The organism is Cellulomonas massiliensis JC225 (genome assembly GCF_000312005.1).
Classification (GTDB): Bacteria; Actinomycetota; Actinomycetes; order Actinomycetales; family Cellulomonadaceae; genus Cellulomonas; species Cellulomonas massiliensis.
On sequence record NZ_HE978588.1, the window covers coordinates 2288389 to 2314729 of the forward strand.

Annotated in this window: 30 protein-coding genes, 3 tRNA genes, 1 other RNA gene, 1 pseudogene and 1 riboswitch; of the genes and pseudogenes, 14 read left to right on the top strand and 21 right to left on the bottom strand. The window is 75.2% G+C overall.

Features of this window, described 5'->3' with window-relative positions; all coding sequences use genetic code 11:
- Window positions 1-331: pseudogene (locus HGCM_RS19935) on the bottom strand (hypothetical protein); the annotation flags it as partial.
- Window positions 332-671: 340 nt separating this feature from the next.
- Between HGCM_RS19935 and HGCM_RS10865 the strand changes: the two are divergent.
- Entirely contained in the window at window positions 672-1076 is a 405-nt protein-coding gene (locus tag HGCM_RS10865; protein WP_019136863.1) for a hypothetical protein, read from the top strand.
- A 60-nt stretch (window positions 1077-1136) separates the two neighbouring features.
- Here the strand turns inward: HGCM_RS10865 and HGCM_RS10870 are convergent.
- From HGCM_RS10870 to HGCM_RS10880, 3 genes are all read right to left on the bottom strand, one after another.
- A tRNA-Asn gene (locus HGCM_RS10870) sits at window positions 1137-1209 on the bottom strand.
- 54 nt (window positions 1210-1263) lie between these two features.
- Window positions 1264-1770: a hypothetical protein gene (locus HGCM_RS10875; RefSeq protein ID WP_019136864.1), complete on the bottom strand. Its 507-nt coding sequence runs from the start codon at window positions 1768-1770 to the stop codon at window positions 1264-1266.
- A 79-nt stretch (window positions 1771-1849) separates the two neighbouring features.
- Window positions 1850-1926, bottom strand: a tRNA-Ile gene (locus tag HGCM_RS10880).
- 129 nt (window positions 1927-2055) lie between these two features.
- A riboswitch (cyclic di-GMP riboswitch) is annotated at window positions 2056-2130 on the top strand.
- A 16-nt stretch (window positions 2131-2146) separates the two neighbouring features.
- Between HGCM_RS10880 and HGCM_RS10885 the strand changes: the two genes are divergently transcribed.
- The 3 genes from HGCM_RS10885 (at window position 2147) to HGCM_RS10895 (ending at window position 3674) form a co-directional block, all read left to right on the top strand.
- Window positions 2147-2368: a BldC family transcriptional regulator gene (locus HGCM_RS10885; RefSeq protein ID WP_019136865.1), complete on the top strand. Its 222-nt coding sequence runs from the start codon at window positions 2147-2149 to the stop codon at window positions 2366-2368.
- A gap of 176 nt (window positions 2369-2544) precedes the next feature.
- Window positions 2545-3033, top strand: a complete 489-nt coding sequence (gene def, locus HGCM_RS10890) for a peptide deformylase (RefSeq protein WP_019136866.1) — start codon at window positions 2545-2547, stop codon at window positions 3031-3033.
- Between the two features lie 140 nt (window positions 3034-3173).
- Window positions 3174-3674: a DUF3145 domain-containing protein gene (locus HGCM_RS10895; RefSeq protein WP_026075416.1), complete on the top strand. Its 501-nt coding sequence runs from the start codon at window positions 3174-3176 to the stop codon at window positions 3672-3674.
- Between the two features lie 101 nt (window positions 3675-3775).
- Here HGCM_RS10895 and fabF read toward each other — a convergent pair whose 3' ends face one another.
- From fabF to HGCM_RS10920, 5 genes are all read right to left on the bottom strand, one after another.
- On the bottom strand, window positions 3776-5020 hold the full coding sequence (gene fabF / locus HGCM_RS10900) for a beta-ketoacyl-ACP synthase II (protein WP_019136868.1): 1245 nt from the start codon (window positions 5018-5020) through the stop codon (window positions 3776-3778).
- Between the two features lie 67 nt (window positions 5021-5087).
- Window positions 5088-5336, bottom strand: coding sequence for an acyl carrier protein (locus HGCM_RS10905; RefSeq protein WP_019136869.1), 249 nt, complete (start codon window positions 5334-5336; stop codon window positions 5088-5090).
- 105 nt (window positions 5337-5441) lie between these two features.
- On the bottom strand, window positions 5442-6446 hold the full coding sequence (locus HGCM_RS10910; protein ID WP_019136870.1) for a beta-ketoacyl-ACP synthase III: 1005 nt from the start codon (window positions 6444-6446) through the stop codon (window positions 5442-5444).
- Complete coding sequence (locus tag HGCM_RS10915; RefSeq protein ID WP_026075417.1) at window positions 6443-7411, bottom strand: ACP S-malonyltransferase; 969 nt, start codon at window positions 7409-7411, stop codon at window positions 6443-6445. The genes HGCM_RS10910 and HGCM_RS10915 overlap by 4 nt, the downstream gene beginning before the upstream one ends.
- A 151-nt stretch (window positions 7412-7562) precedes the next feature.
- Window positions 7563-8828: a PucR family transcriptional regulator gene (locus tag HGCM_RS10920; RefSeq protein WP_147572818.1), complete on the bottom strand. Its 1266-nt coding sequence runs from the start codon at window positions 8826-8828 to the stop codon at window positions 7563-7565.
- A 137-nt stretch (window positions 8829-8965) separates the two neighbouring features.
- On the opposite strand from HGCM_RS10920, the gene HGCM_RS10925 reads away from it, so the two are divergent.
- Window positions 8966-9652, top strand: coding sequence for a hypothetical protein (locus tag HGCM_RS10925; RefSeq protein WP_019136873.1), 687 nt, complete (start codon window positions 8966-8968; stop codon window positions 9650-9652).
- A 67-nt stretch (window positions 9653-9719) separates the two neighbouring features.
- On the opposite strand, the gene aceE is transcribed toward HGCM_RS10925, so the two are convergent.
- A complete protein-coding gene (gene aceE / locus HGCM_RS10930; protein ID WP_019136874.1) occupies window positions 9720-12467 on the bottom strand; it encodes a pyruvate dehydrogenase (acetyl-transferring), homodimeric type in 2748 nt (915 codons plus the stop codon).
- A gap of 266 nt (window positions 12468-12733) precedes the next feature.
- Between aceE and HGCM_RS10935 the strand changes: the two genes are divergently transcribed.
- The 7 genes from HGCM_RS10935 to HGCM_RS18050 all read left to right on the top strand — a co-directional run bounded on the left by HGCM_RS10935 (window position 12734) and on the right by HGCM_RS18050 (window position 17514).
- Window positions 12734-13153, top strand: coding sequence for a DUF3052 domain-containing protein (locus HGCM_RS10935; protein ID WP_019136875.1), 420 nt, complete (start codon window positions 12734-12736; stop codon window positions 13151-13153).
- The gene (locus HGCM_RS10940; RefSeq protein ID WP_019136876.1) at window positions 13150-13620 is read left to right on the top strand and encodes a peroxiredoxin; all 471 of its coding nucleotides are present in this window, start codon (window positions 13150-13152) and stop codon (window positions 13618-13620) included. Before HGCM_RS10935 ends, HGCM_RS10940 begins: the two co-directional genes overlap by 4 nt.
- An 84-nt stretch (window positions 13621-13704) precedes the next feature.
- Window positions 13705-13778 (top strand) — tRNA-Val (locus tag HGCM_RS10945).
- 27 nt (window positions 13779-13805) lie between these two features.
- Window positions 13806-14711, top strand: a complete 906-nt coding sequence (locus HGCM_RS10950) for an MOSC domain-containing protein (protein WP_019136877.1) — start codon at window positions 13806-13808, stop codon at window positions 14709-14711.
- Window positions 14712-14751: 40 nt separating this feature from the next.
- Window positions 14752-15951 (top strand): Nif3-like dinuclear metal center hexameric protein, encoded by a 1200-nt coding sequence (locus HGCM_RS10955; RefSeq protein WP_019136878.1) that lies wholly within the window; start codon window positions 14752-14754, stop codon window positions 15949-15951.
- Window positions 15948-16685, top strand: a complete 738-nt coding sequence (locus HGCM_RS10960; protein WP_019136879.1) for a zinc ribbon domain-containing protein — start codon at window positions 15948-15950, stop codon at window positions 16683-16685. Before HGCM_RS10955 ends, HGCM_RS10960 begins: the two co-directional genes overlap by 4 nt.
- Before the next feature lie 58 nt (window positions 16686-16743).
- Window positions 16744-17514, top strand: a complete 771-nt coding sequence (locus tag HGCM_RS18050) for a histidine phosphatase family protein (protein ID WP_019136880.1) — start codon at window positions 16744-16746, stop codon at window positions 17512-17514.
- Between the two features lie 3 nt (window positions 17515-17517).
- On the opposite strand, the gene HGCM_RS10970 is transcribed toward HGCM_RS18050, so the two are convergent.
- Both HGCM_RS10970 and HGCM_RS10975 read right to left on the bottom strand, forming a co-directional pair.
- Window positions 17518-18687, bottom strand: a complete 1170-nt coding sequence (locus HGCM_RS10970) for an SLC13 family permease (RefSeq protein ID WP_019136881.1) — start codon at window positions 18685-18687, stop codon at window positions 17518-17520.
- Window positions 18687-19463, bottom strand: a complete 777-nt coding sequence (locus HGCM_RS10975) for a YaaA family protein (RefSeq protein ID WP_019136882.1) — start codon at window positions 19461-19463, stop codon at window positions 18687-18689. Before HGCM_RS10975 ends, HGCM_RS10970 begins: the two co-directional genes overlap by 1 nt.
- Before the next feature lie 59 nt (window positions 19464-19522).
- On the opposite strand from HGCM_RS10975, the gene rnpB reads away from it, so the two are divergent.
- An RNA gene (rnpB, locus tag HGCM_RS18965) (RNase P RNA component class A) lies at window positions 19523-19911 on the top strand.
- A 4-nt stretch (window positions 19912-19915) separates the two neighbouring features.
- Here rnpB and HGCM_RS18880 read toward each other — a convergent pair.
- From HGCM_RS18880 to map, 7 genes are read right to left on the bottom strand one after another with little or no spacing between them, the layout of a single operon-like run.
- Window positions 19916-20509: a hypothetical protein gene (locus HGCM_RS18880; RefSeq protein WP_019136883.1), complete on the bottom strand. Its 594-nt coding sequence runs from the start codon at window positions 20507-20509 to the stop codon at window positions 19916-19918.
- A 50-nt stretch (window positions 20510-20559) separates the two neighbouring features.
- A complete protein-coding gene (locus tag HGCM_RS10985) occupies window positions 20560-21027 on the bottom strand; it encodes a GNAT family N-acetyltransferase (RefSeq protein WP_019136884.1) in 468 nt (155 codons plus the stop codon).
- Window positions 21028-21082: 55 nt separating this feature from the next.
- Window positions 21083-21493 carry a VOC family protein gene (locus HGCM_RS10990; RefSeq protein ID WP_040399069.1) on the bottom strand — a complete coding sequence of 137 codons (411 nt, stop codon included), beginning with the start codon at window positions 21491-21493 and terminating at the stop codon, window positions 21083-21085.
- Window positions 21494-21525: 32 nt separating this feature from the next.
- The gene (locus tag HGCM_RS10995) at window positions 21526-21837 is read right to left on the bottom strand and encodes a DUF6191 domain-containing protein (protein ID WP_019136886.1); all 312 of its coding nucleotides are present in this window, start codon (window positions 21835-21837) and stop codon (window positions 21526-21528) included.
- Window positions 21834-22574, bottom strand: a complete 741-nt coding sequence (locus HGCM_RS11000) for an MBL fold metallo-hydrolase (protein ID WP_019136887.1) — start codon at window positions 22572-22574, stop codon at window positions 21834-21836. The genes HGCM_RS10995 and HGCM_RS11000 overlap by 4 nt, the downstream gene beginning before the upstream one ends.
- Window positions 22575-22615: 41 nt before the next feature.
- Window positions 22616-23368: a polyphosphate--glucose phosphotransferase gene (ppgK, locus tag HGCM_RS11005; RefSeq protein WP_019136888.1), complete on the bottom strand. Its 753-nt coding sequence runs from the start codon at window positions 23366-23368 to the stop codon at window positions 22616-22618.
- A complete protein-coding gene (map, locus tag HGCM_RS11010; RefSeq protein ID WP_019136889.1) occupies window positions 23365-24237 on the bottom strand; it encodes a type I methionyl aminopeptidase in 873 nt (290 codons plus the stop codon). The genes ppgK and map overlap by 4 nt, the downstream gene beginning before the upstream one ends.
- A gap of 87 nt (window positions 24238-24324) precedes the next feature.
- On the opposite strand from map, the gene HGCM_RS19435 reads away from it, so the two are divergent.
- Window positions 24325-24498, top strand: a complete 174-nt coding sequence (locus tag HGCM_RS19435) for a hypothetical protein (protein ID WP_019136890.1) — start codon at window positions 24325-24327, stop codon at window positions 24496-24498.
- A 33-nt stretch (window positions 24499-24531) separates the two neighbouring features.
- Here HGCM_RS19435 and HGCM_RS11020 read toward each other — a convergent pair whose 3' ends face one another.
- Complete coding sequence (locus HGCM_RS11020; protein ID WP_019136891.1) at window positions 24532-25506, bottom strand: endonuclease/exonuclease/phosphatase family protein; 975 nt, start codon at window positions 25504-25506, stop codon at window positions 24532-24534.
- Window positions 25503-26312, bottom strand: coding sequence for a 3-methyl-2-oxobutanoate hydroxymethyltransferase (panB, locus tag HGCM_RS11025; RefSeq protein ID WP_019136892.1), 810 nt, complete (start codon window positions 26310-26312; stop codon window positions 25503-25505). Before panB ends, HGCM_RS11020 begins: the two co-directional genes overlap by 4 nt.
- Window positions 26313-26341: the final 29 nt, after the last annotated feature.

The following is a 26341-nucleotide window of genomic DNA, read 5'->3' on the forward strand; positions in this document are numbered from 1 at the left end:
CGAGTGCCACCGCGACCGGCCGCAGGTCGACCTCGAGGACCACCGGGTCCACCTGCTGGCGCACGGTGCGGGTCGTCGGGATCGGGGCCCCCGTGAGCGTCTCGGCGGCGTCGACGACGGTGTGCGCGCGCGCCGCGAGGCCCGCGAGGTCCCGGGGTGCAGGGGACGACGTCGCGGTGGGGGAGGGCAGGGGAGCGGGCGGCACGACCGTGCGGTCGGCCGCGGCGGAGCTCGTGACGGTGCCGGCGGTGACGAGGGCGACGGCCAGGCCGAGGCCGGCGACGGGCCGGGAGACCACGGAGCCCCACAGCCGTGCCGGCGCGCGCCGCACCGGCGCGGCGTGCCGTCCCACCGGTACGCCGCGCTCGTCCGGCCGCGTGCGTGCCGTCCGGCGGACCCCTGCCATCGCGTCGCGGGCCGGTGACGGCCCGCAGCCCCCTCTCGTCCCCCTGGAGCGGAGCGCGGCCGTCCTCGGGGCGACCGCCCTTCCATGAGAGCCCTCGGCGCGGCCGTGCGCAAGGCCGGGAGCCGGGTGAGGTCTGCCCCGGAAGGTCCTGATACGTCCGGAGCGCCGTCGAGGGCCTCGGGGGCCGGGAATCATCCCATCTTCTCGGTCGTTGGATAGATGAGAACGATTCCGAGAAGCGGGTGCGGAGCCCGAGGGAGGTCCCATGGCGAAGCGACGGGTGAAGGTCGAGTTCGAGGCGGACGACGGGCGCGTCCTGCGCTACGTCCGGCACGGCAGCGGCGGCGGTCTCGTCGCCCAGGCCGCGCGGGTCGCCGACGAGGCGACGGTCGCCCCGACGGCCTACGTCGAGGCGGGTGCGTTCGTGGCGCCCGGGTGCCGGGTCGGCGCCCACAGCTGGATCGAGGACGACGCGGTGCTGGGCGCCGGCGTCGTGGTCGCGGACGACGTCCGCATCGGCCCGCGCACGCGCGTGGGCGACGGCGCGCGCGTCGGCAGCCGGGCGCGGCTGGGCGCGGACGTCGTCGTCGAGCCCGGCGCCCAGGTGGGCCCCGACGAGACCGTGCCGGACCGCACGGTCGTCGCACGCCGGCGGCGCCTGGCTGCCTGAGCCAGCCGCCCGCGAGGACGAGGAAGGCCCTGACCGTGACGGTCAGGGCCTTCGTGTGTGCTCCCCCGACTGGACTCGAACCAGTAACCCTTCGATTAACAGTCGAATGCTCTGCCAATTGAGCTACGGGGGATCGCGCGGGAAGAACTGTATCAGCCGGGGCGGGGTGCTCCGGACGCGACCTGCGTCACCCCGGCAGGCCCACGGCCTCACGCACCTCACGCTCCGCGGCGTCCACCGCACGGGCGACGGAGGCGTCCTGCAGGTCCGCGTCCGTGGCGCCCGTGACCTGCACGAAGAGCTCGCCCTCCTCGTCGCGGCGCACCGCGACGGACGCCGTGCGACCGCCCGGGAGCGGCACCGACCGCGCGTGCACCACGGACTGCTGGACGCGCTCCTTGAACGTCTGCGTGAAGGCGTACGCCGACCGGTCGTCCGGGAAGGTCAGGCGGCTCGTCGTGCCCCATACCCACGCGACCGAGAGCACGCGGCTCTCGGGGTCGAGGGACCCGCGCTCCACGTCGCTCCAGGGGCTGCGGGCGACCTCGTCGCCGGCGAGCACGTGCAGCGCGCGGCGCGTCGCCACGAGCTCCGCACCGTCGGTCAGGGTGATCGCGACGAGCACCTGGTCGCCGGGGCGCAGGTCGAGGCGGGAGCGCTGGGAGGACGGCAGGCGGCGGCGCAGGACGGGCACGCTTCCACGGTAACCCGCGCGCCCGGACGGCGTGTCTGCTCACGGCGTCCGCCCGCAGGGTGTCCCGGCGGCGAGCCGGTGGTGGGGCAGGTGGGGCTTGAACCCACGACCCACGGATTATGAGTCCGCTGCTCTGACCGGCTGAGCTACTGCCCCGGGCGCGCACAGAGTACCCACCGAGGGGGCCGTTGCACCCCGGACGGAGGGGCCGCGGGTTTTTCACCCGCACGCCCCGGACGACCGGTTCTTGCACGGATGTCCAGTTTCGGGCATAGTTCCTGCTGTCAGCGACAACGGCAAACCCTCCGCAAGGAGGGGACGCAAAGCCACGGGGCCTACACGGTCAGCCGAGCTACCGAACGACAGGAGAACGATCATGGCGATCGCCACCACCCACGAGACCCCCCTGCAGCAGGGCGCCCTCCTCACCCCCGGCGAGGTCGCGGTCCTCTTCCGCGTCGACCCGAAGACGGTCACCCGCTGGGCCCAGGCCGGCAAGCTCTCGGCCGTCCGCACCCTGGGCGGGCACCGTCGCTTCCACGAGGCCGAGGTGCGCCAGCTGCTGACGGGCGTCCCCCAGCAGCGCGTCTCGGAGTGACCTCCCGCCCCTCCGGGGCGCACTCAGCACGACACCGAAGCCGGTGGCGGTCCGACCGCCACCGGCTTCGTTGCGTCCGGGAGCCGGCGCGCGCGCCGGCGCGCGTCGCCGGGGCCGAGCCCCGCTACGCCCGGCCCGGCGCACGGACGACGGCACGGGCATGAAAGGATCGGGGCATGGCGATGCGTGAGATCCGGATTGTCGGCGACCCCGTGCTGCGTACCCCCTGCGAGCCGATCACGACGATCGACGACCGGGTGCGCAACCTCGTGACCGACCTGCTCGAGACCGTCGACCACGACGGCCGCGCGGGCCTCGCCGCCAACCAGATCGGCGTCTCGCTGCGCGCGTTCTCGTGGAACATCGACGACGAGATCGGCTATGTGCTCAACCCCGTCATCGTCGAGCTCTCCGAGGACGAGTACCAGGACGGCGACGAGGGGTGCCTCTCGGTCCCCGGCCTCTGGTACCCGACGCACCGCGCCTGGTACGCGCGGGTGGTGGGCACCGACCTCGACGGGAACGAGGTCGTGGTGGAGGGCACCGAGCTCATGGCGCGCTGCCTGCAGCACGAGGTCGACCACCTCGACGGGATGCTCTACCTGGACCGGCTGGAGCGCTCCGTCCGCAAGAAGGCGATGCGGGCCATCCGCGAGCAGCTGTAGGAGGCGGCTCGTCGCGTCGTGCCTGCTTGGCGCGGGGCGGGGGCGTCGGGCACACTGGGCCTGCACGCCGCGAGAACCATGGCGCCGGAGCGCACGAGGTCGTTGGGGAAGGCGAACCTCGAGCCGCTCAGGAGGACGACATGGCTGGTGCGATCACCCGCGGTGTTCTTTTCGTGCACTCTGCACCGCGCGCGCTGTGCCCCCACATCGAGTGGGCGGCGGGCAACGTGCTGGGCACGCGCCTGTCCCTGGACTGGACGGAGCAGCCCGCCGGGCCGGGCTTCTTCCGTGCCGAGCACTCGTGGCAGGGCACCCCGGGTACGGGGGCGCGGCTGGCGTCGGCGCTGCGCGGGTGGGCGCACCTGCGCTACGAGGTGACCGAGGAGGCCAGCCACGGCGTCGACGGGTCGCGCTGGTCCCACACGCCCGAGCTCGGCATCTTCCACGCCCAGACGGACGTGCACGGCAACGTCGTCGTCCCCGAGGACCGCATCCGCGCGGCGCTCGAGCACGCGGACGACCTCGTGCGCCTGCGGCAGGAGCTCGACCTGGCGCTCGGGCAGGCGTGGGACGACGAGCTGGAGCCGTTCCGCTACGCCGGGGCGGGCGCGCCCGTGCGCTGGCTGCACCGCGTGGGCTGACGCCCCGGCCGGGACCACCGGGCGGGCACGCGACGCCGCTCGACGCACGGAGGGCGCCGACCGTACGGTCGGCGCGCCCTCCGGCGTGCTCGGGCCTGGGGTCAGGCGGACGTCACGACCAGCGCGACGTTGTGCCCCCCGAAGCCGAACGAGTTGTTGATCGCCGCGACCGGGCCCTCGGGCAGCGCCCGCGGCTTGTCGCGCACGAGGTCGAGGACGAGCTCCGGGTCGGGGGTCTCGACGTTGATCGTCGGCGGCGCCTGGCGCTCGTGCAGCGCGAGGACCGTGAAGATCGTCTCGAGCGCGCCGGCCCCGCCCAGCAGGTGGCCCGTCATCGACTTGGTGGCGGACAGCGCGACGTGGTCCGCGTCGTCGCCGAGCACGCCGCGCACGGAGCGGGCCTCGATGAGGTCGCCGACGACGGTCGAGGTCGCGTGCGCGTTGACGTGCACGACGTCGCGGGCGGCGACGCCCGAGTCCTCGAGCGCGGCGCGCATGGCACGGATCTGCCCGTCGCCGGAGGGCTCGGGCGAGGTGATGTGGTAGCCGTCGGCCGTCAGGCCCACGCCCGCGACGCGGGCGTACACGCGCGCCCCGCGCGCCGCGGCGTGCTCGGCCGACTCGAGCACCACGACGCCCGCACCCTCGCCGATGACGAACCCGTCACGGTCGACGTCGTAGGGGCGCGAGGCGCGCTGCGGGTCGTCGTTGCGCAGCGAGAGCGTGCGCGACGCGGCGAACGCCGCGATCGGCATGGGGTGGATCGTCGCCTCGGTGCCGCCGGCGACCACCACGTCGGCGCGGCCGGAGCGGATCATCTCGACCGCGTAGCCGATGGCCTCCGCGCCCGACGCGCAGGCCGAGACGAGCGCGTGCGCACCCGCGCGCGCCCCGAGCTCGAGCGAGACGTTCGCCGCGGGCGAGTTCGGCATCAGCATGGGGACCGTCATGGGCAGGACGCGCCGGGCGCCCTTCTCCCGCAGCGTGTCCCAGCCGTCGAGCGTGGTCCAGATGCCCCCGATGCCGGAGGAGATGACGGCGCCGAGCCGCTCGCCCGGCACCTCGGGGCTGCCGGCGTCCGCCCAGGCCTCGCGCGACGCGATGAGCGCGTACTGCGCGGACGGGTCGAGCCGCTTGAGCTCGGGCCGGGGGAGCACGTCCTCCGGCTTGACCTTGATGGTCGCCGCGAACTCGATCGGCAGCCCGTAGCGCTCCACCCAGTCGTTCTCGAACGGGCGCGCGCCGGACTCGCCCGCGAGGGCGGCGTCCCACGTGCTGCGGACGTCCCCGCCGAGGGGCGTGGTCGCGCCGAGGCCGGTGACGACGACGTCGGTCGTGTGGCTCATCGAGAACTCCAGGTGGTCGGGGTGGTGCGAGGTCCGCCCGCGCGGGGCCGCGCGGGCGGACCCGAGGTCAGGACTGCGCGCCGTTGATGAAGGAGACGGCGTCGCCGACGGTGGCGAGGTTCTTGACTTCGTCGTCCGGGATCGTGACGCCGAACTTCTCCTCGGCGATGGTCACGATGGTCATCATCGACAGCGAGTCGATGTCGAGGTCGTCCGTGAACGACTTCTCGGGCAGGACCGCGTCGGCCGGGAGGCCGGTCTCCTCGCTGACGATCTCGGCCAGGCCGGCGAGGATCTCCTGCTCGGTGTACGCCATGGGGTCTCTCCTAGAGGTTGGGTGGTGCAGTTCCGGGACGGGTTCGGTGGTGCCGGTCGGTGGTGCGGTCCGGTCGGACGAACGGTACAACCCACGCTCGACGGGTCAGGGGAGCGCGACGACCTGGGCGGCGTAGACGAGACCGGCCCCGAACCCGATCTGCAGGGCGAGCGCACCGCTGGGCACCTGGCCCTCGCGCAGCAGCCGCTCGGCGGCCAGGGGGATGGACGCGGCGGACGTGTTGCCGGTGTCGGCGATGTCGCGGCCGACGACCACGCTCTCGGGCAGCTTCAGCTGCTTGATCATCTGGTCGATGATCCGCATGTTCGCCTGGTGCGGGATGAACGCCTCGATGTCCTCGGGGCGGACGCCGGCGGCGTCCATGGCCTTCTGGGCGACCGGCGCCATCTGCCACACCGCCCACTTGAAGACGGACTGGCCCTCCTGGCGCAGCGTCGGCCAGCCCAGGCCCTCGTCGCGCGTGGCGAGCCACGAGTGCGTCTGCCGGATGGCGTGCGCCTGGCCGCCGTCGGAGCCCCAGACGGTCGGGCCGATGCCCGGGGTGTCGGACGGGCCGACGACGACGGCGCCCGCACCGTCTCCGAGCAGGAACGAGATCGTGCGGTCCGTCGGGTCGACGAACTCGCTCATCTTCTCGGCGCCGATGACGAGGACGTGGCGCGCGGTGCCGGCACGCACGAGCGCGTCGGCCTGGCCGATGCCGTAGCAGTACCCGGCGCAGGCGGCCGAGATGTCCCACGCGGCGGCCGGCGTCGCGCCGATCCGGTCCGCGATGATCGCGGCGGCGGCGGGCGTCTGGTGGAAGTACGTGACGGTCGAGAGGATGACCGCGTCGATGTCCGCGCCGGTCAGCCCGGCGTCCTGCAGGGCCGCGAGGGCCGCGCCCTCGGCCAGGTCCAGCACGTCGGTGCCGGCTTCGGCCCGGCGGCGGGTGACGATGCCGGTGCGCTGGCGGATCCACTCGTCCGAGGAGTCGATCGGGCCGACGAGCTCGTCGTTCGGCACGACGCGCTCGCCGCGCACGCCGCCGAGCCCGAGGATCCGGGTGTGGGCGGGGCCCGTGGTCTGGGTGATGGTCGGACGGCTCACGACGACAGCTCCTCGGTGGTTCCCGCGTGGCGACGCACCAGGTCGCGGGCGGCGTCCAGGTCGGCGGGCGTCTTCACGGCGACGGTCTCGACGCCCGGCAGCGTACGCCGGGCCAGGCCCGTGAGCACGCCTCCGGGCGCGAGCTCGAGCAGGCCTGTCACGCCCAGCCCGACGAGCGTCTCCTGGCACAGGTCCCAGCGCACGGGGTGCGCGACCTGGGCCACGAGCAGCTCGAGCGCGCGGGCGCCGGAGGGGACGAGCGACCCGTCCGCGTTGGTCAGCAGCCGGACGGCGGGCTCCTGCGGCGCGACCGCGCCGGCGGCGGTCCGCAGCTCGTCGACGGCCGGCGCCATGACGTCGGTGTGGAACGCGCCGGCCACCTGCAGCGTCACGACGCGGGCCCGGGTCGGCGGCGCAGCGGCGAGGGCCGCGAGGGCGTCGAGCGAGCCCGCCGCGACCACCTGCCCGCCGCCGTTGACGTTCGCGGCCACCAGGCCGGCGCCCTCGATCGCGGCCAGCACCTCGGCCGGGTCGCCGCCGAGGACGGCGCTCATGCCCGTCGGGGCCACGGCGGCCGCCCGCGCCATCGCGGCGCCGCGCACGGCCACGAGCCGCAGCGCCTCGTCGGCCGTCAGCACGCCGGCCACCGCCGCCGCCGCGAGCTCGCCCACGGAGTGGCCCGCGGTCACGTCGACGGAGCCGGCGACCGCGGCGCCCAGCGGCGCGTCCGCGTCGAGACCGAGGACGGCGCGCAGGCTCGCGAGCGCGGAGGCGACGAGCAGCGGCTGCGCCACCGCGGTGTCGCGGATCGTGTCGGCGTCGCTCGTCGTCCCGTGCGTCACCAGGTCGATGCCGGTGACGTCGGACGCGCGACGCAGCGAGGCCGCGACCTCCGGGAGGTCGAGCCAGGGGGTGAGCATGCCGGGGGACTGGGCGCCCTGTCCCGGGCAGACGACGGCGAGCACGTGGTCCACCTTGCCCTGCCTGCCCGTTCCGCCCCGACTTCGGCGCCCACCAACCTTGGCGACGGACCTTGTGCGTCTCCTACAAAGGCCGTCGTGTCCCCGCGTGCTGCGCGGCAGCGGTGACGACGGTACGGGCCGACTAGGGCGCCGGTCAGGCAGGCAGTGCTCCCGCGGCGTCGAGGCGGCCGACGGCGAGCGCCGTGGCGAGCACGTACGACTCGCGGGCGTCGAGCGGGTCCCAGCCCGTGACGTCGGTGACGCGCTTGAGGCGGTACCGCACGGTGTTCGGGTGGACGTACAGCGTGCGGGCCGCCGCCTCGAGCGACCGGCCCGCGGACAGGTAGGCGCCGAGCGTCTCCAGCAGCGAGCCCTGGCTCGCGGCGAGCGGCGCGTAGGCCTGCACCACGAGGGTCCGGCGGGCCGTCGCGTCGCCGACGAGCACGCGCTCCGGCAGCAGGTCGTCCGCCTGCACGGGGCGGGGCGCCTCGGCCCACGCGGGAGCGGCCTGCAGCCCGGCGAGCGCGGCGCGGGCGGAGCGGGCGGCGTCCGCCAGGTCCTGCACGAGCGGACCGACGACGACCGGGCCGGGCCCGAAGCGCGGCAGCAGCACGCTCACCGCGGCGCGCAGGTCGCCCTCGCCGCCGAGGAACACGACGAGCCGGTCGCCCTGGATGCCGACGAGCGCGTCGTCGGCCGCCCGCCGGGTGGCGCGCCGCAGGTCGGTCGCCCGCGCCTCGTCGAGGGGCCCCGCGGCGGTGCCGGCGAGCACGAGCGTCGACCCGCGGCCGCTCCAGCCGAGCGCGGACAGCCGCGAGCGCAGCGAGTCGTCGACGTCGCCGCGCACCAGCGAGTCGACGGCGAGCGCCTCCAGGCGCGCGTCCCACGCGCCGCGCACCTCGGCCGCGCGGGCGTAGACCTCGGCCGCGGAGAACGCGACCTCGCGCGAGTAGCGCAGGACGGCCTCGCGCAGCTCGCGCTCCTCGCCAGGCGCGGCGAGCCGCTCGGCGTGGGTCTCGACGACGTCCACGACGACGCGCACGAGGTGCAGCGTGTGCTGCAGGGAGATCGAGCGCGTCAGCTCCGGCGGCGCCGCGGCGAAGATGTCCCCGACGCCGTGGGGCGGGCGCGTCGGGTCGGCGTACCAGGTGACGAACGCGTTGATGCCCGCCTGCGCGACCAGCCCGACCCACGAGCGGTCCTCCGCCGGCAGCGCGCGGTACCACGCGAGGTCCTCGTCCAGCCGCCGCATCGTGGCGGCCGCCAGCGTGCCGGCACCCTCGCGCACCCGGCGCCGGGTCTCGGCGCCGCTCTCCGCGTCCCGCGGCCCGCCGCGCCGGTCCGCGGCCGTCCGGCGCCCCGTCGTGGGGGCCGCGCCCGCGCGGTCGCGGTCGGCTGGCGACGACGGCGTGCTCGGCATGAGGCCGAGCATAGGGGCCCGCGTTGTGGGAAGGCGACAAAGCCGCGGCGCGTGGCGGGGCGGGCGCGCCGCCCGTGGTGCACCCGGGGGACCGACCGCCCCGGGTGCGCCGGGCCGTGCCCGGGTAGGGTCGGCCCATGGCCCTCCTCCCACGGCTGCGACAGCTCATGCGCCGCCCGTCGACCGCCTCCCGCGTCGGCGCGCGCCGCCCGACGACCGCGGCGCGACGCGGGGACACGCTCCACGAGGACGCCCTGCGGTCCGTGCTGTCGGACGACCCCAACAACGAGCGGGCGTTCGCGGCCCTGGCGGAGATCGTCCGCCGGCGCGCCGCGGAGTCCGTCCCGGACGGCGACCCGCTCACCGCGCCGAGCGCCGAGCACGAGCGTCAGCGCGCCGCCGACCTGGCCGTCTGGTCCCTCGGCGAGGAGCTCGCCGGCAACCCGCGCGCCTGGTACCCGCTGATCGAGGTCGCACGGCTGTCCGTGCGCGACGACCACGAGGGGACCGTCCGGCGCCTGACGACCGCCGCCGAGCGGGACACGACGGGCGCCGCCCTGGTCGCGGGGCTGGAGCTCCTGCGCAGCGCGGGTCAGCCCGTCGAGGCGGTCGGCCTCGGCGTCGGCCACTGGCGGCCGCAGGAGCACGACCCGGAGGTGGCGCGCCAGCTCGTGCTCGCCGCCATCGAGGCCGGGCGCCCGCTGGAGGCCAAGCAGTTCGTCTCGTCGCTGGACCTGTACCCCGACGCCGCCGCCGTCGCCCCGCTCAAGGCGGAGCTCACGCAGGCGGTCGCCCGCGCCGAGCAGACCATCCCCGGCACCTGACCGACGCGGCCGCGGACGACGAAGGGCGCCCCGCTCGGCGGGGCGCCCTTCGTGCGTGCGGGGCAGGTCAGGAGTCGCCGCCCGTGTTGCCGGAGGTGCCGGCGGTCACGTCGTGCAGGCGGTAGCGCTCGATCGCCTGCGCCGGGACGTCGGCGGCGACGGCGCCCTCGCGCGCGAGCTGCTGGAGCACGCGCACCGCGGTCGACGGCCCGTCGATCTTGAAGTGCCGGCGCGCGGCCGCGCGGGTGTCGGAGAAGCCGAAGCCGTCCGCCCCGAGCGTCGCGAAGGTGCCGGGCACCCACTGGCGCACCTGGTCCGGCACGAGGTGGTCGTAGTCCGTCGTCGCGACGAACGGGCCCTCGGCGCCCTCGAGCTTGCGCGTGAGGTACGCCGTGCGCTGCTCCTCGCCCGGGTGCAGGAAGTTGAACTCCTCCGCGGCGAGGCCGTCGCGACGCAGCTCGTTCCAGCTCGTCACCGACCAGACCGCGGCGCGCACGCCCCAGTCCTCGGCCAGCAGCTGCTGCGCCTCGAGCGCCCACGGCACCGCGACGCCGGACGCCAGGATCTGGGCGCGCGGCCCGTCGCCCTCGGCCGGACGCAGCAGGTAGATGCCCTTGAGGATGCCCTCGACGTCGACGCCCTCCGGCTCGGCCGGCTGGACGATCGGCTCGTTGTACACCGTGAGGTAGTACACGACGTCGCGGTCGCGCCCGCCGTTGTCCTGCGCGTACATCCGGTCGATGCCGTCGCGGACGATGTGGCGGATCTCGTAGCCGTACGCGGGGTCGTAGTGGACGACGTGCGGCATCGTGCCCGCCAGCAGCGGCGAGTGGCCGTCCGCGTGCTGCAGGCCCTCGCCCGTCAGCGTCGTCCGTCCGGCCGTCGCGCCGATGAGGAACCCGCGGGCCATCTGGTCGCCGGCGGCCCAGAACTGGTCGCCGGTCCGCTGGAACCCGAACATCGAGTAGTAGAAGTAGAACGGCACGAGCGGCTCGCCGTGCGTCGCGTAGGACGTGCCGACGGCCTGGAACGCGGAGGCCGAGCCGGCCTCGTTGATCCCGGTGTGCATGATCTGCCCGGCCTCGGACTCCTTGTAGCTCAGCATGAGCTCGCGGTCGACGGCCAGGTAGTGCTGGCCGACCGTGTTGAAGATCTTCGCGCTGGGGAAGATCGAGTCCAGGCCGAACGTGCGGGCCTCGTCCGGGATGATCGGCACCAAGCGGTGGCCGAACTCCTTGTCCTTCAGCAGGTCCTTGAACAGGCGCACCAGCGCCATCGTCGTGGCGACCTCCTGGTGCCCCGACCCCTTGGCCAGGCCCTCGTACGCCTTCGCCTCGGGGACCGTGACGGGCTTGTGCGTCGCCCGCCGCTCCGGCACGAAGCCGCCGAGCTGGCGGCGCCGCTCGAGCATGTACTGGATCGCCTCGTCCTGCGGGCCCGGGTGGTAGTAGGGCGGCAGGTACGGGTCGGCCTCGAGCTGCTCGTCCGTGATCGGGATGTGCAGGGAGTCGCGCAGCACCTTGAGCTCGTCGACCTTGAGCTTCTTCATCTGGTGCGTCGCGTTGCGGCCGGCGAAGCCGGACCCGAGCCCGTAGCCCTTGATGGTGTGCGCTAGGATGATGGTCGGCTGGCCCGTGTGCTCGCGGGCGGCCTTGTAGGCGGCGTAGATCTTGCGGTAGTCGTGACCGCCGCGCTTGAGCGCCCAGATCTCGTCGTCCGTCATCTTCTCGACGAGCTGCTTGGTGCGCGGGTCGCGCCCGAAGAAGTGCTCGCGGATGAACGCGCCGTTCTCGGCCCGGTACGTCTGGAAGTCGCCGTCCGGGGTCGTGTTCATGAGGTTGACGAGCGCGCGGTCCTTGTCGGCGTTGAGCAGGACGTCCCACTCGCGGCCCCACACGACCTTGATGACGTTCCAGCCGGCGCCGCGGAACTCGGCCTCCAGCTCCTGGATGATCTTGCCGTTGCCGCGCACCGGGCCGTCGAGCCGCTGCAGGTTGCAGTTGACGACGAACGTGAGGTTGTCGAGGTTCTGCTGCGCGGCCAGGTGGATGAGGCCGCGGCTCTCCGGCTCGTCCATCTCGCCGTCGCCGAGGAACGCCCACACGTCCTGCTGCGACGTGTCCTTGATCCCGCGGTTGTGCAGGTACTTGTTCGTCCACGCCTGGTAGATCGCGCCGGACGGGCCGAGGCCCATCGACACGGTCGGGAACTCCCACAGGTCCGGCGCGAGGCGCGGGTGCGGGTAGGACGGCAGGCCGCCGCCGGGGTGCGACAGCTCCTGGCGGAACCCGTCGAGCTGGTGCTCGGTGAGGCGGCCCTCGAGGAACGCGCGGGCGTACACGCCCGGGGAGGCATGACCCTGGAAGTAGACCTGGTCGCCGCCGCCGGGGTGGTCCTTGCCGCGGAAGAAGTGGTTGAGGCCGACCTCGTAGAGCGTCGCGACGGACGCGTAGGACGAGATGTGGCCGCCGACGGCCACGCCGGGGCGCTGGGCGCGCGTGACCATGACGGCCGCGTTCCAGCGGTTCCACGACCGGTAGCGGCGCTCGATGACCTCGTCGCCGGGGAAGTACGGCTCGTTGTGCACCGCGATGGTGTTCACGTACGGGGTGTTGAGCGACGCGGGGATCGCGACGTTCTGCTGGCGGGCGTGCCGCAGCAGGCTCATCAGCACGTACCGCGCGCGCGGGCCGCCCTTGTCCTCGATGAGCCCGTCGAGCGACTCCAGCCACTCCGAGGTCTCGTCGGGGTCGATGTCCGGTACCTGGCTGAGCAGGCCGCCGATCAGCGGGCCCGTCTCGTCGATCGACGCCACCAGTGCTCCTTCGCATGTCGTCCTGCGTCGGCCCCTGGGCCGGCACGGTGCCCGGCGTCCCGTGGTGCGGGAGCGGGCCTGTCCCGCCATTCTCGGACCTCCGGACCGTGAAAGTCACACCGAGTACCGCCCGGGGGCACGTGACGTCGGCGACACCGCTCCTTGACCGGTGCTTGCCACGGCCCGCCGGTGTGAGGTGGGCTACGGTGTGCGGACATCAGCCGGGCGTCGCGTCAGGCGCCCCGGACGAAGGGAACGGTCGGGACGTGGCTAGCAGCACGGACGACGCCGCCGACGCGGCGACTCGTCTGGGGTTCTCCTCGGGTCAGGTGATCCAGGAGCTCGGGTACGACGACGACGTCGACGAGGGCCTGCGCGCGGCGCTCGAGGCCCTGACGGGCAACGAGCTGGCCGACGAGGACTACGACGACGTCACCGACGGCGCGGTCATCTGGTTCCGCGACGACGACGGCGACCTGACCGACTTCCTCGTCGACGCGATGACGGTCCTGGACGACAACGGCCCGATCTGGGTGCTGACGCCGAAGTCCGGCCGGCCCGGGCACGTGAGCCACAGCGACATCGAGGAGGCCGCGACGACGTCGGGCCTGCACGCCATGTCGACCTTCGCCGTCGCCGCTGACTGGTCCGCCACCCGCCTGGGCACCCGCGGTCGCGGCAAGTGACCGACGCTCCGGCGGGGCCCGAGGTCGGCCTCCCGGCCCCGGCGTTCTCGCTCCCGGACACGCACGGGACGCCCGTGACGCTGGCCGGTCTGGGGGGCGGACCCGTCGCCCTCGTCTTCGTGCCGTTCGCGTTCTCGGGCACGTGCACCGGCGAGCTGTGCGAGCTGCGGGACAACATCGCGGCGTTCCAGCAGGCCGGCGTGCACCTCGCCGCGGTCTCGTGCGACCCGATGTTCTCCCTGCGCGCCTGGGCGGAGCAGGAGGGCTACGCGTTCGACCTGCTCTCGGACTTCTGGCCGCACGGCGCGGCCGCCCGGGCGTACGGCGTCTTCGACGAGCGCGCGGGGATCGCGCTGCGCGGGTCGTTCCTCGTCGACGCGGACGGCGTCCTGCGGTGGAAGGTCGTCCACCCGCGCGGCCAGGCCCGGCCGCTGCAGGCCTACCTCGACGCGCTCGCGGCGCTCTGAGCCGGCTGCGCGGGCGTCGGCCGGGCGCCGAGGCGTGCCGGTAGGCTGTGCGCCCGTCGAGGCGACGCGCGCGCGTCCGACGAGGGGCCTGTAGCTCAGCTGGTCAGAGCACCGCGCTTACACCGCGGGGGTCGTCGGTTCGAACCCGGCCGGGCCCACCCGCAGCCGCCGACGAGAGGACACCGGTGCCCGAGCCCGCCGCCGACCGCACGGCCGGCTCGTCCGCGCCCCGGCCCACCGTCGTCCGGCAGCTCGTGCTGCGGCCCGTGAAGTCCCTCGCCGGGGTCGAGGTGGGCGACGCGCTGGTCGAGCGCGCGGGCCTGGCCGGGGACCGGCGGTGGATGGTCGTGGACCCCGGCGGCGAGGTCGTCACCGCCCGTGAGCTGCACGCGCTCCTCGGGGTCCGCGCCGCGCCGGCCCCGGGCGGGATCCTCCTGTCGTCCTCCGGGCTCGACGACCTGCTCGTCCTGGAGCCGCGCGAGGCCGCGCTCGTGCCCGTCGGGCTCTCGCGGCTGGAGTCCGCCCGCCCTGCCGGCCGGGAGGCCGACGCGTGGCTGGCGGTCGCGACGGGTGCCGACGGCGTGCGGCTGGTCTGGCTCGACGACCCCTCCCGCCGGTCCGTGTCCGCGGCGCACGGCGGACGGCAGGGGGAGCCGCTCAACCTCTCGGACGCCGGACCGATCCACCTGACGACCACGGCCTCGCTCGCGGCGCTCAACGACTGGCTCGTCGAGGCCGGGGAGTCGCCGATCCCGATGGAACGGTTCCGGCCGAGCATCGTCGTGGACGGCGACCTGGAGCCCTTCGCCGAGGACGCATGGGCGTCCGTGCGCATCGGCGACGTGCGGCTGCGGTTCTCCGAGCACTGCGACCGCTGCGTCCTGACGACGATCGACCTCGAGTCGCTGCGGACGACCAAGGAGCCCGTCCGCACGCTCGCCCGCCACCGCCGCCACGGCGGCAACGTCTGGTTCGGCATCCGGCTGGTGCCCGAGACGACGGGGCGCATCGCCGTCGGCGACCCGGTCGTCGTGGAGACCGCCGAGGGCGTCGTCGGGGAGTTCCCGCTCACGCCCGTCCTGCTGCCCTGACGTCGGCGCGGGGCCGCGGCGCCCGGGTAGCGTGCGGGGCGTGAGCCTCACCCTGGCCGACGTCGTCCGGCTGCTCGACCGTCGCTACCCGCCCGCCACCGCGCAGTCGTGGGACGCGGTCGGGCTCGTCGCGGGCGACCCCGACCAGCCCGTCCGCCGCGTGCTGCTGGCGGTCGACCCGGTCGCCGACGTCGTCGACGAGGCCGTGGCCTGGGGCGCGGACCTCGTCGTCACGCACCACCCGCTGCTGCTGCGGCCCGTGCACTCCGTGGCCGCGACGACGTTCAAGGGGGCGCTGCTGCACCGGCTGGTCCGCGCCGGGATCGGGCTCTACACCGCGCACACGAACGCCGACGCGGCTGCCGGCGGCGTGGCGGACGCGCTGGCGGAGGCGATCGGGCTCGTCGACACCCGGCCGCTCGAGCCGGCACCGTCCGAGCCGCTCGACAAGCACGTGGTCTTCGTCCCCGTCGAGGCCGCGGGCGCGCTCGTCGACGCGCTCGCCGCCGCCGGCGCGGGCGCGCTGGGGGAGTACTCCCGCTGCGCGTGGACGACGACCGGCGAGGGGACGTTCACGCCGTCGGAGCACGCGTCGCCCGCGGTGGGCCGGGCGGGGATGGCGGAGACGGTCGTCGAGGCGCGGGTCGAGATGGTGGCGCCCCGCGCGCGCCGGGCGGCGGTGGTCACCGCGATGCGCGCAGCGCACCCGTACGAGGAGCCGGCGTTCGACGTGCTCGAGCTCGCCGCCTGGCCAGGGTCGACCGGGATCGGCCGCGTGGGCCGGCTGCCGGAGCCGCAGACGCTGCGGGCGTTCGCGCAGCGGGTCGCGGCCGCGACGCCGCCGACGGCCCAGGGGGTGCGGTTCGCCGGGGACCCCGAGGGGATCGTCGAGACGGTCGCCGTGGTCGGCGGGTCCGGGGACTCGCTGTTCGACGAGGTCCGGCGGGCGGGCGTCGACGCCTACGTCACCGCCGACCTGCGCCACCACCCGGCCTCCGAGCTGCGCGAGCGCGCGGCGTTCGAGTCCCGCGGCGCCGCGGCGCGCCCGTACCTCGTCGACCTCGCGCACTTCGCGTCGGAGTGGCCGTGGCTGGCGCACGCCGCCCGTGCCCTCGAGGCCGACGTCGCCGCCAGCGGCGCACCGGGCACTACGGTGGAGACCCGCGTCAGCACGCTGACCACTGACCCCTGGGCCGGCCGCGCGGCCGCCCCGACCGACGGTCCGGAAGGACACCCGTGACGACTGCCCCCGCCGCCGACCAGCAGCGACTCCTCGACGTCCAGGCGCTCGACACGCGGCTCGACCAGCTCGCGCACCGCCGCCGCACGCTGCCCGAGCTCGCGCGCCTGACGGAGCTCGACGCGCAGCTGGCCGACGTCTCCACGGCGCTCGTCACGTCGCGGACCGCGGCGCAGGACCTGCGGCGCGAGCTGGTCAAGGCCGAGAGCGACGTGGAGCAGGTGCGGCAGCGGGCCGCCCGCAACACCGAGCGCCTCAACTCGGGGCAGGGCAGCGCGAAGGACCTGCAGGGCCTGCAGCACGAGCTCGAGTCGCTCGCGCGCCGCCAGGCGGACCTCGAGGAGGTCGAGCTCGAGGTCATGGAGCGGCTCGAGGCGCACGAGGGCACGCTGGCGGAGGTCACGAAGGCGCACGAGGAGCTCACGGCCGAGGTCGACAAGGTCGCTGCCCAGCGCGACGCGGCGTACGCGGAGCTCGACGCGGAGGTCGCCGTCGTGACGACCGCCCGCGCCGGCGCCGTCCAGGGGGTCGACGAGGGTCTGCTGGCGCTCTACACCCGGCTGCGCGGCCAGCTCGGCGGCGTCGGCGCGGCGGCCCTGCGCGGCACGCGCTGCGAGGGCTGCCGCCTCGACCTCAACCCGGCGGACCTCGACGCGATCCGCTCCGCGAGCCCCGACACCGTCGTGCGCTGCGAGGAGTGCGGGCGCATCCTCGTCCGGCTGCCGCAGTCCTGACGGCTCCGCCGGGCTCGTCCGGGTCGCGCCGCGGGCCGCGGACGAACAGACTGCCCGTGTGAGCGACCAGCCGCTGTCCGACGCAGCCGTCGACCCCGCCGGCACGCCCGCCACCGGCGCCGACCCGGGCGTGGGCCGCGCGCCGCGCCCGTCCGGTGCGGGCGTCCGGTTCGACGACGACCAGCCGTGCACCGTCGTCCTCGTCCGGCACGGCCAGACGACCATGACGCTCTCACGCGGGTACTCCGGCTCCGGCGAGCCGGGGCCGCCGCTCGACGACCACGGGCTGGAGCAGGCGCGCAACGCCGCCCGTCTCGTCGACCGCGTCGGCCACGACCTGTGGGGCGACATCCACTACCCGACGGAGCTCGTCGCGTCGCCCATGGTCCGCACGCAGATGACCGCCGGCGAGATCGGTGCCCGCCTCGGGCTGGAGCCGCGGACCGACGCGACGTTCCAGGAGGCGAACTTCGGGGACTGGCAGGGGCTGACGTCCGAGCAGATCGAGGAGCGCTGGCCCGGGATGCTCGAGCCGTGGCACACCCGCGGCGACGTGCGCCCGCCCGGCGACGGGGGCGAGTCGATCGTGGACGTGGGGGAGCGCCTGCGCCGCGGGCTCGAGGGGCTGCTCGCGGCAGGCGGCGACCGGACCGTCGTCGTCGTGAGCCACGCGGTCGCCATCCGGGCGGCGCTGGGCGTCGCGATGGGCGCGAACCCCGGGTCGTGGAGCCAGCTCCGCGTCGCGCCGGCGTCGGTGAGCATCATCCGGCTGTTCCAGGACCGGCGGCACGAGATCGCGGTTGTGGGGGTGCCCAGCGAGGGCTGGTGAGGCTCAGGCCGTCGCGACGAGCGCGGCCAGGGCGCCCAGCACCACGACGGGCGCCAGCAGCAGCCCCTGCCGGACGATCGTCGCCGCGGGGACGCCGAGCATCACCTGGCGGCAGCGCTGCCACCACAGGACGGTCGCCAGCGAGCCCCACGGCGTCAGCAGCGGCCCGGCGCCGGTCGCGATGAGGAGCGTCGCCACGCGCAGCGGGTCGGCGCCCGCGGCGGGTTCGAGCGCGAGGTAGGCGGGCAGGTTGTTGACGCCGTTCGCCGCGAGGACGCCCACGCCCGCGAGCCGCGCGAGCGCCCCGGGGTCGTGGCCCTCGCCGGACGCGGTCGCCAGGACCTCGTCGAGCCCGTGGGCGTGCGCCGTCGCGACGACGACGAAGAGCCCCGCGACGACGACGAGCGTGCGCCACGGCACGAGGTCGCGGGCGGGCACGGGGAGCGGGCGGCGGCGCACGAGCGTGACGACGAGGAGCGCGGCGGCCGCCACCACGGCGGCGACCGCAGGCTGCACGCCCGCCACGAACGCGACCGCCATCACGCCGGTCGTCGCGGCGGCGACCCGCAGCAGCGTCGCGTCGGCCGCACGCCGCGGGGGCGCCGCGTCGAACGACCCGCGCAGCACCCGCCGGTCGCGCACCGCGAGGAGCACCACCGTGAGCACGATCGCGGCGAGCGCCGGCGCCCACATGAGCGTGAGGTAGTCGACGCCGGCTCGCCGCAGCGTGTGGTCGGCGAGCAGGTTCGTCAGGTTGGAGACCGGCAGCACGAGGGAGGCGGTGTTCGCGAGCGCGAGGACCGCGAGGGCGAACGGCAGCGGCGGCGTGTGGGTGCGGCGGGCCAGCGCGATCACGACGGGCGTCAGCAGCACCGCGGTGGTGTCGAGCGAGAGGACGGCGGTGCTGACCGTCGCGAGGACGACGACGAGCACCCAGAGCACCCACCGGCGGCCGCGGGCGAGGCGGGCGGCGAGCGAAGCGGCCGCGTCGAACAGCCCGGCGCCCGCGCACAGCTCGGCGACCACGGTGAGTGCCGCCACGAACACCAGCACCGGGCCCGTCCGCTCCAGGAGCTCGAGCGCGTCGTCGCCGGGCAGCCACCCCGTCGCCAGCACGACGACCGTGACGACGACGGCGACCAGCCACCAGGGCACCGGCCGGCGGCGGGCCATCAGGCGACGACGAGCGAGAGGGTGCGCGCGCCCGTCCGGGGCGGGTCGTCGAGCTCGACGGCGAGCAGCTCGGAGCCGACGAGCTCGCCCGCGACCCGCGCCAGCGAGACGGCGTCGTGCGGCGATCGTCCGCGCCGGGTGAGCAGGTGCCGCGTGAGCACTCCCCGTGTGTGCTTCGCGTGGTGCGAGACCACCGAGCGCCGGCCGTCGACCTCCCGCAGGACGCGCACCGCCACCCACGCGGCGCCCCGCGGCGGGCGGCCCGCGGCCAGGTACGTCGCCGAGCGGCAGTCGACGACGAGGTCCGGCGCGAGCGTGGCCAGCTCCGCCTCGACCGCGGACCGCCAGGCGCTCGCGAGCGGCCCGATGCCCGGCAGGTCGGTGCCCATCGAGAGGCGGTAGGCCGGGATCCGGTCCTCCGGCGAGACCAGGCCCCAGAGCGCGGAGACCGTCCGGACCTGCTCCGCCGCGCGCCGGCGCTGCGTCGGCGTGAGGTCGTCGAGACCCGCGGCCGCGTAGAGCACCCCGGTGTACACCTGCCGCGCGGGGGCGGCCGGCGCGTGCCTCAGCGTCGTGTTCCTGGCCACCTCGTCCGCCAGCCCTGGCCCGACGCCCAGGACGTCGAGCGCGTCCGGCTGCACGCTCGCGGCCACGAGCGCGTCGAGCACCTTCTCCCGCCACGGCCCGAGCGCGGGCGACGACAACGAGGAGACGTCGACGGGGCCGCCGCGGCGAGGAGCGGTCTTGCCCTCCGAGGGCGGCAGCAGCACGAGCACGACCCGACTGTAGGCGGGGCACGGCGCCGCCCGCGCGCCGGTACGCTGTGCGGTGCGGATGAGTCAGTCAGGCGGCCGCGTCGGCCCTCTCGGGGGCCGCCGAGGAACGTCCGGGCTCCGCAGGGCAGGGTGGTGGGTAACACCCACCCGGGGTGACCCGCGGGACAGTGCCACAGAGAACAGACCGCCTCCCCGTCCGGTTCGCCGGCCGGGGCGGTAAGGGTGAAACGGTGGTGCAAGAGACCACCAGCGTGCCGGGTGACCGGTGCGGCTCGGTAAACCCCACCCGGAGCAAGGCCAGACAGGGAGCGTTCGAGGGCGGCCCGCCCGAGCTCCCGGGTAGGCCGCTGGAGGCGTGCGGCAACGTACGTCCGAGATGGATGGTCGCCACCGGCGGGCGGGCAACTGCCCGCCGGGACAGGACCCGGCGTATCGACTGACTCATCCGCCCCTCAGGCGTCGGCAGGCGCCGGTCCCGCGACGAGGTGCAGGGTGTGCTCGTACCCTCCGCCCCAGTCGACCCGCGTGACGTCGTCCAGGTCGTACCTCGTGGGCCGCCTGTCCCACGCCGCGCGGTTGTCGACCGTGAGCAGGCTCAGCGTCGAGCCGCGGATCTTCCTGACCACCCCGATCCAGCACACGTCGGGCTTGTCGCGCTCACGGAGGATGGTCACGAGCGGCGATTGCGCCGCGGCGTCGCGAAGCGCCTCCACGTCGTCGTCGAGCCGCACGTCGGCTGAAGGCGGGGGCCACTGCCCCCGGGCCTGGAGCGCCTTGATCTCGAAGGCTGCGTGGTCCGGCTCGATGCGGACGGAGCGGATGTCATCGACGCGCAGGAGGCTCCAGCCGTTCAGCTCGAGCGCCTCGGACAGCCGGACGACGGCGACCCACCGGGAGCCGATCCCGACGACGAACCCGTCGACCGCATCGACGTCGGACGGTCGCCGCCGGATGCGCACGAACAGCTGCTCGTCGCGGGCGCGCTCCAGCCGGGCGCGCAGCCGCTCGCGCTTGCTCTGCTCCGTCGTCGTCCCCGGCCGTCCCATGGGCGCGAGCGTGCCCGTCCCGCCGGTACTCGGGCCAGCGGATTTGCCCGTCAGAGGGTCAGCGGGCGCGTCGGCAGGACCAGGCGCAGGACGTGCGGGTCCGTGGGCAGGGGCGCGAAGCCGAAGGGGCCGTAGAACGCGAGGAGACCCGCGGTGTCGCCGGGCGGCAGCACGACGTCGACGACACGCAGGTCGTCGAAGCGCAGCAGGTAGCCCCGCAGCAGCGCGGTGCCGACGTGGCGGCGGCGCATGTCGGGCCGGACCGCGAGGTACTGGACCAGCCCCGCGCGCGCCCACTCCAGGTCGTCGACGAGCACGTCCATGACCGTGCTGCCGAGCAGGACGCCGACGGGTTCGCCGGGGTCGTGACCGTCGCCGGCGCCGTCCAGCGCGTACAACACCACCGTGCCCGGTGGCAGGCTCTCGGCGACGTCCTCCGACGCGCGCAGGAAGCCCGCGGCGGCGAGCAGCTGCACCGCCGGTCCGAGTCCGCGGTCGCCCGCGTCGACGACCTCCACGAGCCCGATCGTGGCACCGATGCGAGCGGGCGGCCCGTCGGCCGTGCGCGGCCCGTCAGCCGGCGGACTCCTGGGCGATGAGCTCGCGCAGCACCGCCGGCGTGTTCTTGAGCAGGCAGAACTCGTTGCCCTCGGGGTCGGCCAGCACGTGCCACGGGACGTCGCCCTGGCCGATGTCGACGCGCGTCGCGCCGGCCGCCAGCAGGCGCTCCAGCTCCGCGTCCTGGGACGAACCGTCGGCGGGGCGCAGGTCCACGTGGAGGCGGTTCTTGATCGTCTTCGTCTCCGGGACGCGCAGGAACAGCCAGCAGGCGGGCTCCCACTGGCCGGAGGGCGAGATCTCGACCTCGTCGTCGTCGGGGTTAGGGTCCTCGACGAGCTGCCAGCCGAGCACGCCGGCCCACCAGCGGGCCTGCGCGTCGGGGTCGTGGGCGTCGATCGTGAGCTGAGAGATCACCACAGGCATGGCCGCACGCTACGGGCGCGCGCCGACACCGGCTAGCGGGAGGTCTCGTCCGGGCGCCGGAGCAGCACCACGGTGCCGCCGTCCAGGTCGAGCGGCGGGTCGGTGTCGGGCGCCTGACGGATGTCGAGGAAGCGGCGCTGCTGCTCCTCGGTCACGTGCGTGCGCGACGGCTGGAACACCTCGACGAGGTCCCCGAGCATGCCCGACGCGACGCTCACACCCTCGGCCCGGCGCCCGCGACGCGGCCGCCGGCGGTCGAACCAGCCGCGCGCGACGGCGCGGCCGGCGGCGACGACCAGCACGACGAGCAGGACCACGAGCCCCGCGACCAGGAAGGGCCTCACATCCCGATCGTCGCACGCTGGCGGTCGTGCTCGGCGGCGTTGCGCCCGTCGCCCAGCCGCTCGTCGTCGGGCGTGCGGCCCACGACGAGCGCGTCGAGGTAGGCCCGGTCGCGGGCGACCCGGGCGGCGAGGTCGTCGCCCACGGAACCGTGCCCCGGCACGACGACGGTCGCGCCGGTCGCCAGCAGCGCGTCGAGCGCGGAGCGGTACGCGCCGACCGGGTCCGGGGAGGTGAGGTCGAGCAGGGGGATCTCCCGGTCCGAGAGCAGGTCACCCGCGACGAGCACCCCCGCGTCCGCGACGAGCAGCGCGGTGCTGCCGGGCGCGTGCGCGTCGTGCGCCAGCACCTCGACCCGAGGGCCCGGCCACGACAGCGGTCCCGGAGCGCCGGGGTAGCGGCGGGGGACGGTCCGGCTGAGCGCGGCGACCGCGGGTGCGCCGGCGGGCCGCGCCGCCAGCACCGGGTCGTCGTCCCGCTCGGCCGTCGCCTCCCGCCGCCACCACGACGAGGCCGGGTGACCGGCCGCCCAGCGGGGCAGGCGCCCGAGCCCGGGGCCATCCAGCAGGTGGTCCCAGTGCGGGTGCGTCGACCAGACCGCGACCGGCGTCCAGCCCGCCCCCGCCACGTCGTCGGCCAGCGCCGCGACCTCGTCCTGCGTGAGCGCGGGGTCGACGACGAGGCACGTCCCGTCGTCGCCGACGACGACCGTGGACGTCGTCGCGTACACGTCGCTCACCGCGACGTGGACCCCGCGCGCGACCTCCCGGAGGCGCTGCGTCAGTGCGCCTTCGCGGCGAGCGCGGCCGCCCCCACGATGCCGGCCGCGTTGCGCAGCTCGGCGGGGACGATCTTCGTGCGCAGGTCGAGCAGCGGGAGGAACTCCGCGTGCTTCTTGCTCACGCCACCGCCCACGACGATGAGGTCGGGCCAGAACAGGTTCTCGACGACCGTGAAGTACCGCTGCAGGCGCTGCGCCCACTGCTCCCAGTCCAGGCCCTCGCGGTCGCGCACCGCCTCGGCGGCCCGCGACTCGGCGTCGTGGCCGTCGATCTCGAGGTGGCCCAGCTCGGTGTTCGGCACCAGGTGGCCGTCGACGACGAGCGCCGAGCCGATCCCGGTGCCGAGCGTCACGACGAGCACGACGCCCTTGACGCCCTTCGCCGCGCCGTAGGCGACCTCGGCGTAGCCGGCGGCGTCGGCGTCGTTGACGGCGAACACCTCGCGTCCCGTCGCCTTGCCGACGGCCTTCTCGACGTCCGTGCCGATCCAGGACTTGTCGACGTTCGCGGCGGACTGCGCGACCCCGTGCAGGATCACCGCCGGGAAGGTCACGCCGATGGGCACCTTCTTGTCGAGCTTGAACGAGTCCACGACCTGCGCGACCGTCTCGGCCACGGCGTCGGGCGTCGCCGGCTGCGGGGTGGGGATGCGCACGCGGTCGTCCGCGAACTCACCCTTCTTGAGGTCGACGGGGGCACCCTTGATGCCGCTGCCGCCGATGTCGACTCCGAACGCGATGTGGTGGCTCATGGCAGTGTCAGGATCTCCGCTCCGTCGTCGGTGACCAGCAGGGTGTGCTCGAACTGCGCGCTGCGGCTGCCGTCCGCGGTCACGACGGTCCAGCCGTCGTCCCACTGGACCCAGTCGGGGGTGCCGAGGTCCAGCATCGGCTCGATCGTGAAGACCATGCCGGGCTCGATCACGGTGTCGTACGCCGGGGCCGCGTCGTAGTGCGGCACGACGAGCCCGGTGTGGAAGGCCGGCCCCACGCCGTGCCCGGTGTAGTCGCGGACCACGCCGTACCCGAACCGGGCCGCGTACTTCTCGATCACCCGGCCGATGACGTTGATCTCGCGGCCGGGTCGCACCGCCTTGATCGCGCGGTGCAGCGCCTCCTGCGTGCGCTCGACGAGCAGCCGCGACTCCTCGTCGACGTCGCCCGCGAGGAACGTCGCGTTGTTGTCGCCGTGCACGCCGCCGATGTACGCCGTGACGTCGATGTTCACGATGTCGCCGTCCTCGACGACCGTCGAGTCGGGGATGCCGTGGCAGATCACCTCGTTCACCGAGGTGCACAGCGACTTCGGGAAGCCGCGGTACCCGAGCGTGGAGGGGTAGGCGCCGTGGTCGACCAGGAACTCGTGCCCGACCGCGTCGAGCTCGTCGGTCGTGACCCCGGGCCGCACGTGGCGGCCGACCTCCTGCAGCGCCTGGGCGGCGAGCCGCGCCGCGACGCGGACGCGTTCGACCATCTCGTCGGGCAGCACGTCCGGGCCGTCCCAGCGCGCCGGCGCGGGCTTGCCCACGTACTCCGGGCGCGCGATCGTCGAGGGGACCGGGCGGCGAGGGCTGATCGTCCCGGGGACGAGGCGGGCTCTCGTCGTGTGCACCGGCGTCATGCCTGGCAGTCTACGGACAGCCCGTGCAGCGGGCACCGCGACGGCGCCCGACGGCGTCGCCGCCGAGCGGCGAGGAGGAGGTCGACCGTGGCCGGCGAGTTCTGGTTCAACACCGAGACGCACGAGGTCGAGGAGGGCCGCCGCAGCGACTGGACGAGCGTCATGGGCCCGTACCCGTCGCGGGAGGCCGCCGAGAAGGCGCTGCAGACCGCGAAGTCCCGCAACGAGAAGTGGGACGAGGAGGACGAGGCGCGCCGCTGACGCCTCGACCCCCGCACGCTCGGGCGTCCGGGCTCAGCGCGGGACGAGGCGGGCGACCACCGGGCGGTGGTCGCTCCCGCCGGTGGGGGCGAGCACCTCGAAGCCGACGACGCGCCACGCGCGGGCGTCGACGAGCACGTGGTCGATCGGCGCGGCCAGGACCCCGGGCGCGGACGCGGGCCACGTGCCGACGGCGCCCCGCCCGGCCGCACGGGCCGCGTCGACGCAGGGCCCGAGGTCGCTCAGGCCCGGGTGGTCGAGCGTCGCGTTGAGGTCGCCCGCGACGACGGCGCCGGGTGTCTGCGCGCACGCGCGCGCCACCGCCGCGGTCTCGTCCCGCCAGGCCGCCATCGCGGACCGGGTGATCGGCGCCGTGGGGTGCGCGCCGGCGAGCGTCGGGCCCGTGGCCGACGTCGCGCGCAGCGACCCGAGCCGGGTCGGCAGGGGCTCGGAGCGGTAGTCGCCGGCCAGGGCGGGGGAGACGAGCAGGGCGGTGCCCGCGATGGTGGGCACCGACCCCGGAGCCGTGAGCGCCTGCATCGGCGTCCCGGCGGACGCGAGCGCGGCCCGGACCGCCTGGGCGGTGCGCTCCGACGTCTCCGGGAGCACGACGACGTCCGCCCCGGTCCGCCGGACGAGCGCGACGAGGTCGCCGGCGGGGAGGACGTCCAGCGTGTTGAACGACAGCACGGTCACGGCGTCCGCCGCACCGCCCTCGTCGCCCGCGCCCGCCGTCGGCACCGAGCGGGCGAGCAGGACGCCGGCCTGACCCACCGCGACGGCGAGGAGGACGACCGCCACGGGCCACAGCGCGCGCCGGGCGGCGGGGACCGCCAGCATCACGGCGGCGGGCAGCAGCGCGGCGAGGCCCAGGAGCGCGCGGAACGGGACGAGCTGCGCCACGACGAACGCGCCGGCCCAAAGCGGGACCGTCAGCACGGCGCCGACGGCCGCGGCGAGCGCCGCGACGGCCCAGACCAGCGGTCGGACGGCGCGGACCGCCCTCACGCCTCGAAGCTGTGCGCGGCGTCGGGGAACGTGCCCTCGCGGACCTCGCGCGCGTAGCCCTCGGCGGCCGCGCGCAGCGCCGCGCCCACCTCGCCGAACCGCTTCGCGAACCGCGGCGACCAGTCGCCCATGCCGGCCATGTCCACCCAGACGAGCACCTGCCCGTCGCACCCGGCGCCGGCGCCGATGCCGATCGTGGGGACGCCCACGATCTCCGTCACGCGAGCGGCGACCGGCGCCGGGACCATCTCGAGCACCAGCGCGACGACGCCCGCCTCGGTGATCGCGACGGCGTCGTCGCACAGCCTCTCGACGGCCTCGTCGCCGCGGCCCTGCACGCGCGGGCCGCCCAGGAGGTTCTCCGACTGCGGCGTGTACCCGAGGTGCCCGACCACCGGGATGCCCGCGTCGGTGAGCGCGCGCACCTGCGCGGCCACGCGCTGCCCGCCCTCGAACTTCACGGCGTCGGCGCCGGTCTCCTTCATGACCCGCACCGCGGTGGCGAGCGCCTGCTCGGGCCCGGCCTCGTACGAGCCGAAGGGCAGGTCCACGACGACGAACGCGCGCGTCGTGGCGCCCGCGACCGCCCGGCCGGCGCGGACCATGTCGTCCACGGTGACGGGGAGCGTGGTCGTGTGCCCCAGCATCGTGTTCCCGATGGAGTCGCCGACGAGCAGCATGTCGATGCCCGCCGCGTCGAAGATGGCGGCGGTCACCGCGTCGTACGCCGTGAGCATCGTCAGGCGCTCGCCGCGCTCCTTCGCCTCGCGCAGGTGGTGCACGCGCACGCGCTTCGGGGTGGTCATCGGCTCAGCTCCAGGTCTCTCGGGTGGGA

What these genes read in the sequence shown, in the direction of transcription:
- HGCM_RS10925 (WP_019136873.1), top strand. Translation starts at nt 8,966, where the DNA reads ATGGCCCTCCTCCCACGGCTGCGACAGCTCATGCGCCGCCCGTCGACC.
- ppgK (WP_019136888.1), bottom strand. Translation starts at nt 23,368, where the DNA reads ATGAGCCACCACATCGCGTTCGGAGTCGACATCGGCGGCAGCGGCATC.
- HGCM_RS10895 (WP_026075416.1), top strand. Translation starts at nt 3,174, where the DNA reads ATGGCTGGTGCGATCACCCGCGGTGTTCTTTTCGTGCACTCTGCACCG.
- HGCM_RS10905 (WP_019136869.1), bottom strand. Translation starts at nt 5,336, where the DNA reads ATGGCGTACACCGAGCAGGAGATCCTCGCCGGCCTGGCCGAGATCGTC.
- map (WP_019136889.1), bottom strand. Translation starts at nt 24,237, where the DNA reads ATGACGCCGGTGCACACGACGAGAGCCCGCCTCGTCCCCGGGACGATC.
- HGCM_RS10990 (WP_040399069.1), bottom strand. Translation starts at nt 21,493, where the DNA reads ATGCCTGTGGTGATCTCTCAGCTCACGATCGACGCCCACGACCCCGAC.
- HGCM_RS10970 (WP_019136881.1), bottom strand. Translation starts at nt 18,687, where the DNA reads ATGGCCCGCCGCCGGCCGGTGCCCTGGTGGCTGGTCGCCGTCGTCGTC.
- HGCM_RS10885 (WP_019136865.1), top strand. Translation starts at nt 2,147, where the DNA reads ATGGCGATCGCCACCACCCACGAGACCCCCCTGCAGCAGGGCGCCCTC.
- panB (WP_019136892.1), bottom strand. Translation starts at nt 26,312, where the DNA reads ATGACCACCCCGAAGCGCGTGCGCGTGCACCACCTGCGCGAGGCGAAG.
- HGCM_RS10920 (WP_147572818.1), bottom strand. Translation starts at nt 8,828, where the DNA reads ATGCCGAGCACGCCGTCGTCGCCAGCCGACCGCGACCGCGCGGGCGCG.
- def (WP_019136866.1), top strand. Translation starts at nt 2,545, where the DNA reads ATGGCGATGCGTGAGATCCGGATTGTCGGCGACCCCGTGCTGCGTACC.
- HGCM_RS18880 (WP_019136883.1), bottom strand. Translation starts at nt 20,509, where the DNA reads ATGGGACGGCCGGGGACGACGACGGAGCAGAGCAAGCGCGAGCGGCTG.
- HGCM_RS10865 (WP_019136863.1), top strand. Translation starts at nt 672, where the DNA reads ATGGCGAAGCGACGGGTGAAGGTCGAGTTCGAGGCGGACGACGGGCGC.
- fabF (WP_019136868.1), bottom strand. Translation starts at nt 5,020, where the DNA reads ATGAGCCACACGACCGACGTCGTCGTCACCGGCCTCGGCGCGACCACG.